General features: G+C 74.0%; 15 protein-coding genes. 9 read left to right on the top strand and 6 right to left on the bottom strand.

Going from position 1 to position 13,477, the window contains the following annotated elements:
* The first annotated feature begins 73 nt into the window (after positions 1–73).
* Complete coding sequence (locus ACQPY4_RS21390) at positions 74–1,024, top strand: helix-turn-helix transcriptional regulator (protein ID WP_433323239.1); 951 nt, start codon at positions 74–76, stop codon at positions 1,022–1,024.
* Here the strand turns inward: ACQPY4_RS21390 and ACQPY4_RS21385 are convergent.
* Both ACQPY4_RS21385 and ACQPY4_RS21380 read right to left on the bottom strand, forming a co-directional pair.
* Positions 1,006–2,118, bottom strand: a complete 1,113-nt coding sequence (locus ACQPY4_RS21385; RefSeq protein ID WP_433323237.1) for an amidase — start codon at positions 2,116–2,118, stop codon at positions 1,006–1,008. The genes ACQPY4_RS21390 and ACQPY4_RS21385 overlap by 19 nt on opposite strands.
* A gap of 8 nt (positions 2,119–2,126) precedes the next feature.
* Positions 2,127–2,747, bottom strand: coding sequence for a TetR/AcrR family transcriptional regulator (locus ACQPY4_RS21380; RefSeq protein ID WP_433323235.1), 621 nt, complete (start codon positions 2,745–2,747; stop codon positions 2,127–2,129).
* 99 nt (positions 2,748–2,846) lie between these two features.
* On the opposite strand from ACQPY4_RS21380, the gene ACQPY4_RS21375 reads away from it, so the two are divergent.
* Entirely contained in the window at positions 2,847–4,334 is a 1,488-nt protein-coding gene (locus ACQPY4_RS21375) for an MFS transporter (RefSeq protein WP_433323233.1), read from the top strand.
* On the opposite strand, the gene ACQPY4_RS21370 is transcribed toward ACQPY4_RS21375, so the two are convergent.
* The 3 genes from ACQPY4_RS21370 to ACQPY4_RS21360 all read right to left on the bottom strand — a co-directional run bounded on the left by ACQPY4_RS21370 (position 4,329) and on the right by ACQPY4_RS21360 (position 7,006).
* Complete coding sequence (locus ACQPY4_RS21370) at positions 4,329–5,456, bottom strand: AAA family ATPase (RefSeq protein ID WP_433323231.1); 1,128 nt, start codon at positions 5,454–5,456, stop codon at positions 4,329–4,331. The two genes, ACQPY4_RS21375 and ACQPY4_RS21370, sit on opposite strands and share 6 nt — an antisense overlap.
* Positions 5,440–6,228 (bottom strand): RNA ligase family protein, encoded by a 789-nt coding sequence (locus tag ACQPY4_RS21365; RefSeq protein ID WP_433323229.1) that lies wholly within the window; start codon positions 6,226–6,228, stop codon positions 5,440–5,442. Before ACQPY4_RS21365 ends, ACQPY4_RS21370 begins: the two co-directional genes overlap by 17 nt.
* Before the next feature lie 199 nt (positions 6,229–6,427).
* A complete protein-coding gene (locus ACQPY4_RS21360) occupies positions 6,428–7,006 on the bottom strand; it encodes a TetR/AcrR family transcriptional regulator (protein ID WP_433323227.1) in 579 nt (192 codons plus the stop codon).
* Positions 7,007–7,113: 107 nt separating this feature from the next.
* Between ACQPY4_RS21360 and ACQPY4_RS21355 the strand changes: the two genes are divergently transcribed.
* Genes ACQPY4_RS21355 through ACQPY4_RS21345 form a run of 3 tightly spaced genes read left to right on the top strand, consistent with a single transcriptional unit; the run spans position 7,114 to position 9,788 of the window.
* Positions 7,114–7,890, top strand: a complete 777-nt coding sequence (locus ACQPY4_RS21355) for an SDR family oxidoreductase (RefSeq protein WP_433323225.1) — start codon at positions 7,114–7,116, stop codon at positions 7,888–7,890.
* A gap of 22 nt (positions 7,891–7,912) precedes the next feature.
* Positions 7,913–8,500 (top strand): maleylpyruvate isomerase family mycothiol-dependent enzyme, encoded by a 588-nt coding sequence (locus ACQPY4_RS21350; protein WP_433323223.1) that lies wholly within the window; start codon positions 7,913–7,915, stop codon positions 8,498–8,500.
* 49 nt (positions 8,501–8,549) lie between these two features.
* Positions 8,550–9,788, top strand: coding sequence for a hypothetical protein (locus tag ACQPY4_RS21345; RefSeq protein WP_433323221.1), 1,239 nt, complete (start codon positions 8,550–8,552; stop codon positions 9,786–9,788).
* Here the strand turns inward: ACQPY4_RS21345 and ACQPY4_RS21340 are convergent, their stop codons facing one another.
* Positions 9,789–10,205 (bottom strand): SgcJ/EcaC family oxidoreductase, encoded by a 417-nt coding sequence (locus tag ACQPY4_RS21340; protein WP_433323219.1) that lies wholly within the window; start codon positions 10,203–10,205, stop codon positions 9,789–9,791.
* An 88-nt stretch (positions 10,206–10,293) separates the two neighbouring features.
* Between ACQPY4_RS21340 and ACQPY4_RS21335 the strand changes: the two genes are divergently transcribed.
* The 4 genes from ACQPY4_RS21335 (at position 10,294) to ACQPY4_RS21320 (ending at position 13,394) form a co-directional block, all read left to right on the top strand.
* Positions 10,294–11,076: a class I SAM-dependent methyltransferase gene (locus ACQPY4_RS21335; protein ID WP_433323217.1), complete on the top strand. Its 783-nt coding sequence runs from the start codon at positions 10,294–10,296 to the stop codon at positions 11,074–11,076.
* A gap of 34 nt (positions 11,077–11,110) precedes the next feature.
* Positions 11,111–11,449 carry a YciI family protein gene (locus ACQPY4_RS21330; RefSeq protein ID WP_433323215.1) on the top strand — a complete coding sequence of 113 codons (339 nt, stop codon included), beginning with the start codon at positions 11,111–11,113 and terminating at the stop codon, positions 11,447–11,449.
* Entirely contained in the window at positions 11,446–12,696 is a 1,251-nt protein-coding gene (locus ACQPY4_RS21325) for an RNA polymerase sigma factor (protein ID WP_433323213.1), read from the top strand. Before ACQPY4_RS21330 ends, ACQPY4_RS21325 begins: the two co-directional genes overlap by 4 nt.
* Before the next feature lie 92 nt (positions 12,697–12,788).
* Positions 12,789–13,394 carry a dihydrofolate reductase family protein gene (locus ACQPY4_RS21320; protein WP_433323211.1) on the top strand — a complete coding sequence of 202 codons (606 nt, stop codon included), beginning with the start codon at positions 12,789–12,791 and terminating at the stop codon, positions 13,392–13,394.
* Positions 13,395–13,477: the final 83 nt, after the last annotated feature.

Here is a 13,477-nt window from a genome sequence, read left to right as displayed (position 1 = left end):
TTTCCTCGTTTGCCGTTGACACCAGCGTACGATCAATACCGGACAGAACCCGCCCGGATAAAGCGAGTGACCCGTGTCACATCCCACGACCCGCATCCTGGCGATGCTGGAGCTGCTGCAGGCCGGGCACCGGATCGGCGGTGCCGAACTGGCCCGGCGGCTGGACGTCGACGAGCGCACCGTGCGCCGGTATGCCGCGCGCCTGGAGGAGCTCGGCATCCCCGTCGTGGCCGAGCGGGGCCGCTACGGCGGCTACGGGATCCTGCCCGGGTACAAGCTGCCGCCCCTGATGCTCAGCGACGACGAGGCCACCGCCGTCGTCCTCGGGCTGCTGGCCGGACGCCGGGCCGGTCTGCCCGGCGAGGCCACCGAGAGCGCCCTGGCCAAGGTGCAGCGCGTGCTGCCCGCCGCCCTGCGCGAACGCGTCCAGGCCCTGCAGGAGACGCTCGGATTCACCGGGGCGGCTCGCGAGGGCGTCAGCCCCGCCACCGCCGCCCTCCTGTCGCTGGCCGCCGCCGCCCGCGCGCGCCGCCGGACCCGCATCCGCTACCGCTCCTGGAAGGGCGCCGACAGCGAGCGCGACCTGGACCCCTACGGCCTGGTCTTCCACTCGGGACGCTGGTACGTCACCGGGCACGACCACGGCAGCGGCGAGGTCCGCACCTTCCGCGTCGACCGGGTCCTGGCGGTGGAGCAGCGCGCCGAGACCTACGAGATCCCCGACGACCTCGACCCCGTCCGGCACGTCACGGCCTCGCTGGCGAGCGTCCCCTACGCGCACGAGGTGGAGGTGCTGCTGGAGACGACCCTGGCCGAGGCGCGCCGCCGGATCCCCGCCTCCACCGCCACCCTCACCGAGGCGCCCGGCGGCGTCCTGATGAGCACCCGGGCCGAACGCCTGGACGGCATGGCCCAGATGCTCGCCGGACTCGGCTGGCCCTTCGTCGTCCGGCGCCCCGACGCCCTGCGCGAGGCCGTGCGGACGCTCGCCCGGACCCTGCGGGATCAGGCCGACCGGTCCTGAACCGGGTACGGCTCCAGCGCGGCGGCAAGACGCAGCAGCACGTGCTCGTGACCGTGCCGGGCCACGGCCTGGAGGCCGACCGGCAGGCCGTCGCGGGCCAGCCCGGCGGGAATGCTGATCGCGGGATGGCCGCTGACGTTGAACACCCAGGTCAGGCCGACCGTCATCGTCCTTCCCGGCCCGGAGTGCCCGTGCGGGCCGCCCGGCGTGGCGGGCGTCAGCAAGACGTCGGCGTCGCGGAACAGCGCGTCCAGGCGGGCGTCGTTGGCGGCCCGCACCTCGTGGTCGGCGCCGCCGCGCAGGGCGCGCCAGGCGGGTTCGGGGTCCAGCAGCCGAAGGTCGTGCGGGCGCCAGGACACCGGCAGCCGCCGGGCGGCGGCGTAGGCGATCCCGGCCCGCTCGGGATCGGGGTCGGCGAACCCCAAGGTGGACGACCACACGGCGGTGAGCGCCCCGCCGCCGCCGGGAGCCGGGACGGGCTCGTCCAGCATGACCGACAGGTGCAGCGCCGCGTCCCGCGCGGAACTGACCAGCGCGCCCAGGGCCGCCAGGCCGGACGCGTCGCGCGCGGGCAGGCGGCGGTTGGTCGGCTTGAGGCCGAGGACGCCGCACCACGCGGCCGGGACGCGCAGCGACCCCGCCCCGTCGCTGCCGGTGGCCAGCGGGACGATCCCGGCGCCCACGGCGGCGGCCGACCCCGCCGACGACCCGCCGGGGGAGCGGTCGGCCCGCCAGGGGTTGCGGGTCGGCCCACGATCGGTGAACCCCCAGGTCTGCCAGTCCGTGCCCGGCCCCGGGACGGACGTCAGCCCGATCACCACGCACCCCTCGCGTTCGAGCCGCCGCGCGTGCTCCTCCTGCGAGCGCCGCCAGGCCTTGACCCCGATCGGAACGCCCGCCATCCGCAGGACGTCGCCACGCGCGACGGCCCGGTCGACGGCGCGTGCCCGCTCACGCGCCTGGTCGGGCCGGACCTCGGTGAAGGCACGAAGTTCGGGGTCGCGCGCGGCCAGCCGCTCCAGCGCGGCCTCCACGACCTCGACGGCGGAGATCTCCCGCCGCCCGACCCGTTCGGCGATGCCGCTGGCGTCCATCGTCGTGATCAGGCCGACAGGGACACGGCGTCGGGAACGGCGGCGAAGGTGCGTTCCATGCGGTGCAGCAGGGCGGTGCGGCCGCCCGTGCCACCGGCGCCGGTCCAGGTCAGGGCGGCCGAGCGCCAGGCGGCGATGGTGATCTCGGCGGCCAGCGGGACGCGCGGGTCCTCGGCTGAGAGCGGCAGGCGGGCGGCGAGAAGGGCGGCCAGGGCGGTGCTAGTGTCGTCGCAGTAGCCGAGGCTGTGCGCCCGTACGGCGGGGACCGCCGCGCACAGGGCCCGAGCGGACAGGAAGCGCCGCTCCCACGCCTCGTCCATCCGCCCGATGGTCGCCGCCAGCGCGCGGTGCAGCGCGGGGATCACCGGCCCGTCCAGGTCGAGGGCCGCCACGTCGGCCAGGTAGGCCGACCACAGCTCGGTGTCGGCGGCGAGCGCGACGTCCTCCTTGGAGCGGAAGTTGCGGAAGAACGTCCGCTTGGAGACCTCGACCGCGTCGCACAGGTCGTCCAGCGTGGTCGCGTCGTAGCCCCGCTCGGCGAACAGCCGGGTCGCCGTGTCGGTCAGCGCCCGGCGGGTGCGGGCCTTCTTGCGCTCGCGCAGCGGAAGCTCTCGGAGATCGGCGCTCATCCCCCCACCCTACGCCTCAGAGGCGGATGCTCTTTGACAGCATTTGCCACTGAGTGGCACTCTCCTCTCAGTTACCCCAACCCTAGGAGCCCCTGACCCATGAGCACGTCTCCCGCCGGCCGGCGTCACCTGACGCTCGCCGTCGTCCTGCTGGGCGTCCTGGTCGTGCCCATGTCGATCTCCGGCGCCGCCGTCGCGCTGCCGGCGATCGGCACCGACCTGGACGCCTCCGGCGCGTCCCTGCAATGGGTCGTCAACGCCTACAACCTGACCTTCGCCTCGCTGACGCTGGTGTTCGGCTCGCTCGCCGACACCTTCGGGCGCCGCCGCGTGTTCGCGCTCGGCGCGGCCCTGTTCGGCGCCGGATCGGCCCTGGGTGCCGTGGCGAACACCATCTGGCTGCTCGACCTCTCCCGGGCCGTGGCCGGGGCGGGCGCGGCGGGGGTGCTGGCCGCGGGCGGCGCGATCCTGGCCGTGACGTTCCAGGGCCCGGCCCGCACCCGCGCGTTCGCCGCCCTCGGGACGGCCGCCGGGATCGGGCTCGCGCTCGGCCCGACGGCGTCCGGCGTGCTGGTGGGCGCGCTGGGCTGGCGCTCGATGTTCGCCGCGTGCACGGCCGTGCTGGCCGTCGCCCTGCTCGGCACCGCCGTGATACCGGAGTCGCGGGCGCCCGAGCGGGCCGCGATCGACCGCGCGGGCGTCGCCACGTTCATCGGCGGGCTGGCGCTGCTCACCCTGGCGGTCGTCCAGGGGCCGGAGTCGGGCTGGGGCAGCCCCGCCGTCCTGGCCCTGTTCGCCGGGGCCGCCGCGCTGCTGGCGGCGTTCGTCGCCGTCGAGCTGCGCTCGGCCGCGCCCGTCCTGGACCTCGGCCTGGTGCGCGACCGCCGGTTCCTGGCGCTGTGCCTCACCCCCGTCGCGACCTCGTTCGGGTTCGTCACGCTCCTGACATTCCTGCCGACCTACCTGGTGGGCGTGAACGAGTGGTCGGCCGCCCGCGCGGGCGCCACGATGCTGCTGCTGACCGCGCCGGTGCTGGTCGCGCCCCCGATCGCGGGCTGGATGTTCAACCGGGGCGTGCCCGGACGCACCCTCATCGGCGCCGGCCTGCTGATGTTCGCCGGAGGCAACGCCTGGCTCACGGTCGTCCACCCGGGTGCGGGCGCCGCGACGCTGATGGGCCCGCTCCTGCTCCTCGGCCTCGGCGCCGGGCTGTCGTTCGGCGTCAACGACGGCATGGCCCTGTCGATGGTCGAGCCCGCGCGGGCGGGCATGGCCGCGGGGTTCCTCAACACCATGCGGATCGGCAGCGAGGCCATCGTGATCGCCGTCTTCCTCTCGGCGTTCACCAGCCTGCTGCGCGGCCGGGTCGGCTCGGCGGACCTGGCCGGACGCGTCGCCGCCGGAGACCTGGGCGGGGCCGACCACGCCCGCCTCGCCGCCCAGTTCACCGACGTCCTGCACATCATGCTGTGGGCCCTGGCCGCCATCTGCGCCGTGGCCGCCGTCCTCGTCCACGCGATGCTGGCGCCGCGCGACTCCGGCCGCGCCCGCACCCCGGCCGAGCCCGAACCCGCCAAGGCGCTATGACGCGGTCGTGAGCCAGTCGACCGTGTGGGCCTCGGTGGGGTCGGGCAGTTCCCACCGCCCGGCGAGCCGGTCGATGACCGCGTCGGGGACGGGGGCCTCGCGCGCCCGGTTGCGGGCGCGCAGCACGTCCGGCGGCGCCTCCAGCGACACCAGCTCGATCCGCCCGTTGTAACCGGCGATCAGTCCCGTGCACTGCTCGCGCAGCATCCGCGACACGTTGGTGGCGTTCCACACGAACGGGCGTCCGGCCCGCAGGTGCACGCGGGCCTCCTCGTGCGCGGCCGCCGCGACCGGACGCTGGTCGGCGGTGGGGGAGACGCCCAGCTCGGCGCGGAGCCGGTCCAGGCTCACCACCGGCAGGCCCGGACGGTTCCGCGCGATCCAGTGGTCCTTGCCCACCCCCGGGAGCCCCGACAGGACGGTGACCGAGCAGCGGGAGTCGTCGTAGGCGGCGTAGTCGGGGTCGCGTCCGGGCTTGCGGAAGTACCAGAAGCGGGCATGGTCGGAGGGGAACACACGCGGGACGTCCAGGCAGCCCTGCTCGGCGCAGTACTCCTCGTACAGCGCGATGTTCTCCATGACCTCCTCGGTGTCGGAGCAGATCCGGCCGAGGATGTCGGCGGTCGCCAGCAGCACCAGGTCGTCGTTGCGCGCCAGCAGGCTCACCCGGAACGCGATCTGCTGCAGGTCGGGGCGTTCCAGCGCCCAGAACGGCACCTGGTGGTGGCGGACGAGCGCGGCCACGTGCTCGCGCCAGGCGATCGGCGCCCCCAGCTCCCACAGGACGCGCCGCACCATCAGGTCGCCGCGCCGCGAGTGGCCGTGGGCGGTGATGCGCCCGTCCGGGCCGGTCTGCGTGCAGTCGGGCTTGGCGATGTCGTGCATGAGCACGGTGGCGAACAGCCGCACGCGCTCCTCGGCCGGACGGGCCCGCCACGCGGGCGACGCGGCCAGCGCCTCGCACGCCATCCGCGTGTGGACCTCGACATCGCCCTCGGCGTGGTGGACCGCGTCCTGCGGGACGCCCGACAGCCGCCGCACCCACGCGAACGCCTCGCGGATCTCCGGCCACGGCACCCGCCACAGCGGCGGCGCCGGGCACAGCTCATCGAACACCCGCATAGAGCACCTCCGGATCGGCCAGCCCGTTGGCGATGATCGGGCGCTCCTGCCAGTGCGTCCCCGAGTCGAGGATGGCGGTCAGGAAACCCGGACGGACCCACTTGTAGCGGCCGACCGTCCGGCCGTCCTCCTCGACCTTGATGTACAGGCCCTCCATCTCGTCGGAGGTGTCGGTCTCACCGGCGACCCGGTCGGGGTCGGCGCCGCCCGCCGCGGCGGCCGCGCGCAGCGCGTCCCGCCACGCCGCGGTGCGGCAGGTCGAGGGGCCCACGAGCGCCGTGAGCTCGGCGACCCTGGTCAGCGGGCCCTCGTGCAGCACCGGGACCGACACCACGGGCGTGCCCGCGAGCAGCTCGCGGCGCCGCTCGGTCGACAGGAACGTCCCGTCCGAGCGGTCCAGCACGTCGAACTCGCAGAAGTAGTGCGGGAGCGCGTCGTAGAACACGGTGTGCTTGGCGTAGAGCCACTCCCCGTACATCACGTACCGGTCGCCCAGCCGCTCGCGCAGCACCTGCTGGACCGACGACGCCCACGCCTTGAACGGCCCGAACTGCTTCTCCCGGGGGCCGCCGGTCAGGAAATGCCCCCGGCTCTGCAGGCGCAGGTCGCCCTCGGCGGTGAAGCTGATGCCCGAGTTGGCGCCGTCGAGCTTCTCCTCGACCACCAGGTACCGCCCGGCGACCTCCCGGAACGGGACCGCGGCCAGGTCGTGGTCTCCCGGCTGGAGCCGGGACCCCTCGATGTGCCGCGTCCGGGGGTACTTGTGCATCATGCCGACCGTTCTAGCGGAGCCTCCGCGCCGCGCGCCATCGAATATCGCTCCGCTAACGCCAGGTGGCGTCGCATGAGCATCGTCCTCATGGAGACTCCGGGGCCCGGCACCGTGCGGCCCGGCGGCCGCACGGCGCGCCACCGCGCCGCCGACGCCGCGCTGGCCGCTGCCCGGGCCGGCGTGCTGGACGGCCGAGCCCTCAGGTCAGGCCGCGGCCCGTGCCGACGCCGCCGAGCAGGGTGTCGACCACGCGCGAGGCCAGGACGTCGGCGTCCTCGTCGCGCGACTGCGCCGCCTCGTGGATCAGGGCGTAGTACACGCGCCGGGCCCACTCAAGATCGGCCTCGGGACGGATCAGCCCCGATTCCTGGGCGCGCCGGAACATCGCCTCGCACTGCCCGAGCACCTCGGCGTGGACGCGCGCGACCTCGGGATCGCCGTCGCGCGCCCGGTCCATCGCGAAGCTCCAGTCGATCTTGACGCGCAGCACGTTCGCCGTGACCTGATACAGCGCGACCATCGGGGGAGCCCCCTCCGGGCGCGCCGCCGCCACGGCCTCGGCGAACCGCCGCGCGGCCCACGCGCTCATGCCGTTCACCAGCGCCTCGCGCGAGGCGAACCGCCGGTGGACGGTGGTCCTGGCCACGCCCGCCGCCTCGGCGATCTGCTCCATGCTCGCGGCCGGGTCGCGGCTGAGCACCCGCTCGGCCGCCTCCAGGATCGTCCGGACGGTGCGTTCGGCGTCCGACCGCAGAGCGCGTCCTCCAAGGCTCTCCATGCCCCAGATCCTACAACCAAGTCTCCGATCTCCAACTACTTGCATCATTGATGTTGCAAGTAATACGGTTCGAGTGTCAGGAAAGACGCATATCGGAAGGATTGATCATGGACATGGGACTCGCGGGCCGCAGGGCCGTCGTCACCGGAGCCAGCCGGGGGATCGGCCTGGCCATCGTCGAGGCGCTGACCGCCGAGGGGATGCACGTCGTGGCCGCCGCGCGCACCGTCACGCCGGAACTGGAGAAGACCGGCGCCGAGTGCGTCCCGGCCGACCTGTCGACGCCCGGCGGCCCCGCGGCGCTGATCGAGCGGGCGGGCGCCGTCGACCTGCTGGTCAACAACGTCGGCGGCGGAGACGGCGGCGAGGGCCAGACCGACGGGTTCCTCGCCTTCGACGACGAGCAGTGGCGGCGCTCGTTCGACCTGAACTTCCTCAGCGCCGTCCGCGCCACGCGCGCGGCCCTACCCGGCCTGGTGGAGCGCGGCGGCACGATCGTGAACATCTCCTCCAGCGGGGCCCGGACGCCGCACGCCGGACCCGTCACCTACACCACCGCCAAGGCCGCGCTCACCGCGTTCGGCAAGGCGATCGCCGAGGAGTTCGGCCCCCAGGGCGTGCGGATCAACACCGTGTCACCCGGCCCGGTCCGCACCGCCCTGTGGGAGGATCCCGCCGGATACGGCGCCGGACTCGCCGCCTCGATGGGCCTGGAACTCCCGCAGCTGCTCGCCGGGCTGCCCGCCGCCATGGGCATGACCACCGGAAGGCTCATCGAGCCCCACGAGGTCGCCGCCTTGGTCGCCTACCTGGCCTCCCCGCACGCCGCCAGCGTCAGCGGGGCCGACGTCCTGATCGACGGCGGTGCGATCAAGACCGTCTGACACCGACCTCAAGGAGACCGCCATGGAATTCCAGCAGATCCTTTCCTGGACCGAGGCCGAGCGCCTCGACCTCGCCGACTTCCTCGACACCCTCGACGAGCACGAGTGGGGGGTGGACTCCCTGTGCGCGGGCTGGACGGTCCACGACGTCCTCGCCCACCTGACCCTCTCGACCCGCACCGGCCTGCCCGCCTTCGTCAAGGGCGTGATCCGCGCCCGGGGCAGCCTCGACCGCATGGAGGCCGACGCGGCCCGGCGCCGCGCGGCCGAGTACACGCCCGCCGAGCTCATCGCCCAGTTCCGCGCGACCGCCGCCTCGCCCCGCCGCTCGCCCGGCTCCAAGCCCGCCGACCCGCTGGTCGACGTCCTCGTCCACGGACAGGACATCGCGCGGCCCCTCGGACGTGTCCGCGAGATGCCCGCCGAGCGCGCCGCCGTCGCCCTCGAACGCGTCTGGACCAGCGGCTTCTACGGCGCCCGCAAGCGCCTGCCCGGCACCCGGCTGATCGCCACCGACACCGACTGGACGGCCGGGGAGGGGGCCAAGGAGGTCCGCGGGCCCGCCGGGGAGCTGCTCTTGCTGTCGACCGGCCGTCCCGCCGACCGCTGATCCATAAATCCGTTGCGGGCCCGCCGGGCCGGGTGCGACGCTCGCGCCCGTGCTCGCCGATCTGCATCTGCATTTCCACGGCTGCGTCCCGCCGCGCGCCCTGCTCGACCATCTGGCCCGCGGCGAGACCGTCCTGTGGGACTGGTACGAGTCCGGGATGGAGGCCGCCTACGGCACCGTCCCGCCGACCCGCGAGGTCGTCGCGCGGCACCGCGCGGGCGACGCCACCGCGGCGGCGGCCTTCGAGGAGCTCTTCGTGTTCGGCGACGCCGACGCGGGCACCTTCGACCGCTTCCAGGCCAAGGCCAACCTGCTGTGGGCCGCCTCGCCCTCGCCCCTGCCCGAGTACGCCGCCGCGATCCGCGCGGCGCACCGCGCGCAGGGCGTCGGCCACGCCGAGTACCGCATCGCCGCCGACATGTTCGCGCCCCTCCACCAGGGCGGCCTCGAGCGCTTCGCCGTCACGCTCGACCGCTCGGACCCCTGGCGCGAGTGGGCGCGCGTGCGGGAAATCGCCCTGGGCCCCCATGGTCACGCGCTCACCGGCATCGACTTCTGCGGCGTCGAGGAAGGGCATCCGCCCAAGGAGCTGGCGGCGTTCCTGGCCGCCGTCCACGACTTCAACGCCGCCCACCCCGACCGCGCCCTGGCCCTGCTGGTCCACGTCGGCGAGAGCTTCGGCGACAAGAGCCTGGAGAGCGCCGTGCGGTGGGTCCAGGACGCCGCCGAGCTCGGCGCCCACCGCCTGGGGCACGCGATCGCCCTGGGCGTCGACCCGGCCCGGTTCGGGCCACACACCCGCGCGGAACCCGTCACCGAACGCCGCGACCAGATCGCCTACGACCTGCGGCACCGCGACGGCCTGCGGGCCCGCGGCGTGCCGGTCGACCCGGCCTCCCTGCGCGAGGAGCGGGCCAGGCTCGCCCGGCTGCCCGACACCGCCTCCGTCACCGTCGGCTACGACGCCGCCCGCCTGGACGAGATCCGACGCCGCCAGCGCTTCGCCATCGACCGGATCAAGGCCACCGGTGCCGTCATCGAGGTGTGCCCCACCTCCAACCGCAGGATCGGCGGCATCGACGACCCGGCGCACCACCCCGTGCACCGCTTCCTGGCCGAGGACGTCCCGTTCGTGGTCGCCTCCGACGACCCCGGCATCTTCGGCGTCACGCTGCGCGACGAGCTCGACTGGGTCGTCCGGCAGACCGGAGGAGGCGCCGACCTCCGCCGTCACCTGATCGAGGCCGCCGCGGCCGCCCGCTCGGAGAACCTCACCGGGCGCGTCTGATCACGCGTCCAGGACCTCGGTGTTCTGGCAGGCCGCCAGGCGCCACCGGCCGTCCTCCTTGGCCATCACGTGCAAGGGGGTGCCGGGCGCACCAGACGGCTCGCCGTCGGAGGTCAGGTACTGCTGACGCAGCTTCACGGCGGCGACGTCCGGCCGGATGAACAGGACGTGCTCGACCTCGAACTCGACCGACATGTCCGTCATCGCCCCGGGGAGGACCTGCCGGGTGAACGCCTCGATCGCATCCCGGCCGAGCAGGCGCCTGCCGTGTCCGGTCGTCCAGATCCCGTCCTCCCGGAACAGGCCGATGAACTCCTCGACCAGCTCGTTCCGCTGGGCGTGCTCAAGGGTGGCGACGACCCGCTTGATCGCCTCGATCTCGACGTCGTACGTTCGCTGTTCCATCGCTGTGCTCATGACGACCACCCTGGTCCCTCAAGATTGGTTGAGGTCAAGACCGATAACCCGTGGCCGCGCGGCCGCCCGCTCTGCTTGACTGATGATCATGGATTGGGTGCGGGACTTCTACTCCAGGACCGGGGCGTGGTGGGAGAAGGCAGATGCGCGGATCACCGACCGCGACCTGCGCCGGGTGCGGCTCCTGCGCGAACACGGCGGCGAGAGGGGACGCGTCCTGGAACTGGGCTCCGGCTACGGGACGACCGCCGTGGCCTCGGCGGAGGCCGGATACACGGTCACCGCCATCGAGATCAGCGACCGCGCCGACCAGACCGCCCGCCTCGCCCGCGACCTGCCACCCGGGGCGCTGACCCTGCACAAGCAGGACTTCTACGAGGCCGAACCCGACGGCCGCTTCGACATCGTCGCCTACTGGAACGGCTTCGGCATCGGCTTCGACGCCGACCAGCGCCGCCTCCTGGACCGCATCGCCACGCGCTGGCTCCGGCCGGACGGAGTCGCGCTGATCGATGTGTTCAACCCGTTCGTCTGGGCCGGCTGGGACGGCGACGACGAGCACCTGACCCCGGACCCCGAGGCGGGCTACGAGCACGAGTTGCGCGAGCGGACCCGCTTCGACCCCGTCACCTGCGCCGCCGTCGACACCTGGTGGGACGCCGCCGCCCCCGACCAGAAGATCACCCAGGTGCTGCGCTGCTACACCCCCGCCGACCTGGCGCTGCTGCTGACCGGCACCGGCCTGACCCTCACCGGGATCGTCGTGGGAGACCGCGTGCTCCCGCCGTCGCCGCAGCCGGGGCTGGACGGGCTGCTGCGCGACGAGCACGAGTACCTGGCGGTCGTGCGTCCTGTCACCGGCGCCTCGTAGACTCCCCGGCACGTCGAGGCGGCCAGGAGGACGCATGAAGTACGTGCTGGTGATCAGCGACGACGGTACCGTCCCGCTCGGGCACGAGGAGATCGAGCGCCTGCCCGCGCACGTCGCCTGGATGGACTACATGGACCGCGCGGGCGTCACGCTGCTGGGCGGCGCCCGCCTGCGCCCCGGCGGCGACTCCACCACCGTCCGGACGCGCGACGGCCAGGTCCTGATCAGCGACGGGCCGTTCGTCGAGACCAAGGAGCAGATCGGCGGGTTCGCGATGATCGAGTGCGACGACCTCGACATGGCGGTCGAGGTCGCCTCCCGGCATCCCTTCGCCGCGCACGGCGCGGTCGAGGTGAGGCCGGTCTGGGAGTGAGCGGCCAGGTCGAGCGGGCGGTCGCCGAGGCGTTCCAGACCGACTGGGGCCAGATCGTCGCGACCCTCATCGGGGTCACCGGCGACTGGGACCTGGCCGAGGAGTGCGCGCAGGATGCCTTCACGCAGGCGCTGGAGACCTGGCGGCGCGACGGCGTCCCGAGCCGTCCCGGCGCCTGGCTCACTCGAACCGCCCGCAACCGCGCCACCGACCGGCTGCGCCGCGAGGCCGTCGGCGCCGCCAAGCTGCGCGAGGTCGCGGCCGGGGCGCGCGGCGGCGCGACGCGCGACGACGAGGCCGTCCTCAGCGGCGTGCCCGACGACCGGCTGCGGCTGATCTTCACCTGCTGCCACCCCGCGCTGGTCATGGAGGCCCAGGTCGCCCTCACCCTGCGCACCCTGGCGGGCCTGACCACCCCCGAGATCGCCAGGGCCTTCCTGGTGCCGGAGGCCACGATGGCCCAGCGCCTCGTCCGGGCCAAACGCAAGATCCGCAATGCCGCGATTCCGTACCGGGTGCCGCCCGCCCACCTGCTGCCCGAGCGCACGCAGGCGGTCCTGGGCGTTCTCTACCTGCTGTTCAACGAGGGCTACTCCGCCACCAGCGGCGCCGACCTGACGCGCCGCAGGCTGTCGGCCGAGGCGATGCGGCTCACCCGCCTGCTGGCCCGCCTCATGCCGGACGAAGCCGAGGTCGCGGGGCTGCTCGCGCTCACCCTGCTGCACGACGCCCGCCGCGACGCCCGCCTGGACGACGCGGGCGACCTGGTTCCGCTGGAAGAGCAGGACCGTTCCCGCTGGGACGCCGCCGAGATCGCCGAGGGCGTCGCCCTGCTGAAGAAGACCCTCGAACGGGGGCGTCCCGGCCCGTACCAGATCCAGGCGGCCATCGTCGCCTGCCACGCCACCGCCCACGGCGCCGCCGCCACCGACTGGCACCAGATCGCCGGCCTGTACGGCCGCCTGGCCGAGCTGGTGCCCTCCCCGGTGGTGGAGCTGAACCGCGCCGTCGCGGTCGCCATGGCCCAGGGCCCGGCGGCCGGGCTCGAAATCGTCGAGGCGCTGGAGGCGTCCGGCGCCCTGCCCGACTACCATCTGCTGCCCGCCACCCGCGCCGACCTCCTGCGCCGCCTGCACCGCACCGGCGAGGCCGCCACCGCCTACCGCCGCGCCCTCGCGCTGGCCACCACCGACAGCGAACGCCGCTTCCTGGCCCGCCGCCTGTCGGAGACCGGCGCCCGCGCCTGAGCACCCGCTTTCCGGACCGTCTGAGGGTTTTCTCCGGGACCTGTCGATTTGACGCGTCCCTGTTCGTCGGTGGGGCGAACCAAGGAGGAAACATGCGCAAGCTGATCGCCGGAATGAAGATCTCGGTCGACGCCAAGTTCGAAGGCCCCGAGCACCTGGCGGACTGGGTGGTGGACTGGTCGGAGGAGTACGGCATCCGGTCGCGGATCGACGCGTGCCTGCTCGGGGGCGGCATGTACCCCGGCTACGAGCAGTACTGGACGCCGATCCAGAACGAGCCCGGCAAGCCCCACCCGCTCACCGGCCTGATGCCGACCGAGGCGGAGATCGAGTGGGGCCGCTTCGCCGCGCGGACCCCGCACCACGTGTTGTCGACCACCCTCAACGAGCTCCAGTGGCCGTCGACGACGCTCCTTCGCGGCCTCGACGAGGTCACCGCGCTCAAACAGCAGCCGGGCAAGGACATCTACCTGGTGGGGGGCGCCCGGCTCACCACGAGCCTGATCGACGCCGGGCTCGTGGACGAGCTGCGCCTCATCGTCTACCCGCTGGTCGCGGGGGAGGGGCCCGCCCTCTTCGCCGCGACCGAACACCGCCGCGCGCTCGAACTGCACGACGTCCGGCGGCTCTCGGAGGGACGCGTGTGCCTGACCTACGGCGTCGGGGCCGCGTCACAGCCGGAGGAGGGGAGCGGCTGATCCCGCTCGCCGGGGAATGATCACCTCTGCGGCCCGCCGCGCACGGCGGGCCGCAGAGTGCCACCAAGCTCCGACCGGGCGCG

It is taken from the genome of Spirillospora sp. CA-294931 (genome assembly GCF_050946795.1).
Taxonomy (GTDB): domain Bacteria; phylum Actinomycetota; class Actinomycetes; order Streptosporangiales; family Streptosporangiaceae; genus Spirillospora.
This window is presented reverse-complemented; position numbering and strand designations above follow the sequence as displayed.

What these genes read in the sequence shown, in the direction of transcription:
- ACQPY4_RS21385 (WP_433323237.1), bottom strand. Translation starts at nt 2,118, where the DNA reads ATGGACGCCAGCGGCATCGCCGAACGGGTCGGGCGGCGGGAGATCTCC.
- ACQPY4_RS21380 (WP_433323235.1), bottom strand. Translation starts at nt 2,747, where the DNA reads ATGAGCGCCGATCTCCGAGAGCTTCCGCTGCGCGAGCGCAAGAAGGCC.
- ACQPY4_RS21375 (WP_433323233.1), top strand. Translation starts at nt 2,847, where the DNA reads ATGAGCACGTCTCCCGCCGGCCGGCGTCACCTGACGCTCGCCGTCGTC.
- ACQPY4_RS21370 (WP_433323231.1), bottom strand. Translation starts at nt 5,456, where the DNA reads ATGCGGGTGTTCGATGAGCTGTGCCCGGCGCCGCCGCTGTGGCGGGTG.
- ACQPY4_RS21365 (WP_433323229.1), bottom strand. Translation starts at nt 6,228, where the DNA reads ATGATGCACAAGTACCCCCGGACGCGGCACATCGAGGGGTCCCGGCTC.
- ACQPY4_RS21360 (WP_433323227.1), bottom strand. Translation starts at nt 7,006, where the DNA reads ATGGAGAGCCTTGGAGGACGCGCTCTGCGGTCGGACGCCGAACGCACC.
- ACQPY4_RS21355 (WP_433323225.1), top strand. Translation starts at nt 7,114, where the DNA reads ATGGACATGGGACTCGCGGGCCGCAGGGCCGTCGTCACCGGAGCCAGC.
- ACQPY4_RS21350 (WP_433323223.1), top strand. Translation starts at nt 7,913, where the DNA reads ATGGAATTCCAGCAGATCCTTTCCTGGACCGAGGCCGAGCGCCTCGAC.
- ACQPY4_RS21340 (WP_433323219.1), bottom strand. Translation starts at nt 10,205, where the DNA reads ATGAGCACAGCGATGGAACAGCGAACGTACGACGTCGAGATCGAGGCG.
- ACQPY4_RS21335 (WP_433323217.1), top strand. Translation starts at nt 10,294, where the DNA reads ATGGATTGGGTGCGGGACTTCTACTCCAGGACCGGGGCGTGGTGGGAG.
- ACQPY4_RS21330 (WP_433323215.1), top strand. Translation starts at nt 11,111, where the DNA reads ATGAAGTACGTGCTGGTGATCAGCGACGACGGTACCGTCCCGCTCGGG.
- ACQPY4_RS21320 (WP_433323211.1), top strand. Translation starts at nt 12,789, where the DNA reads ATGCGCAAGCTGATCGCCGGAATGAAGATCTCGGTCGACGCCAAGTTC.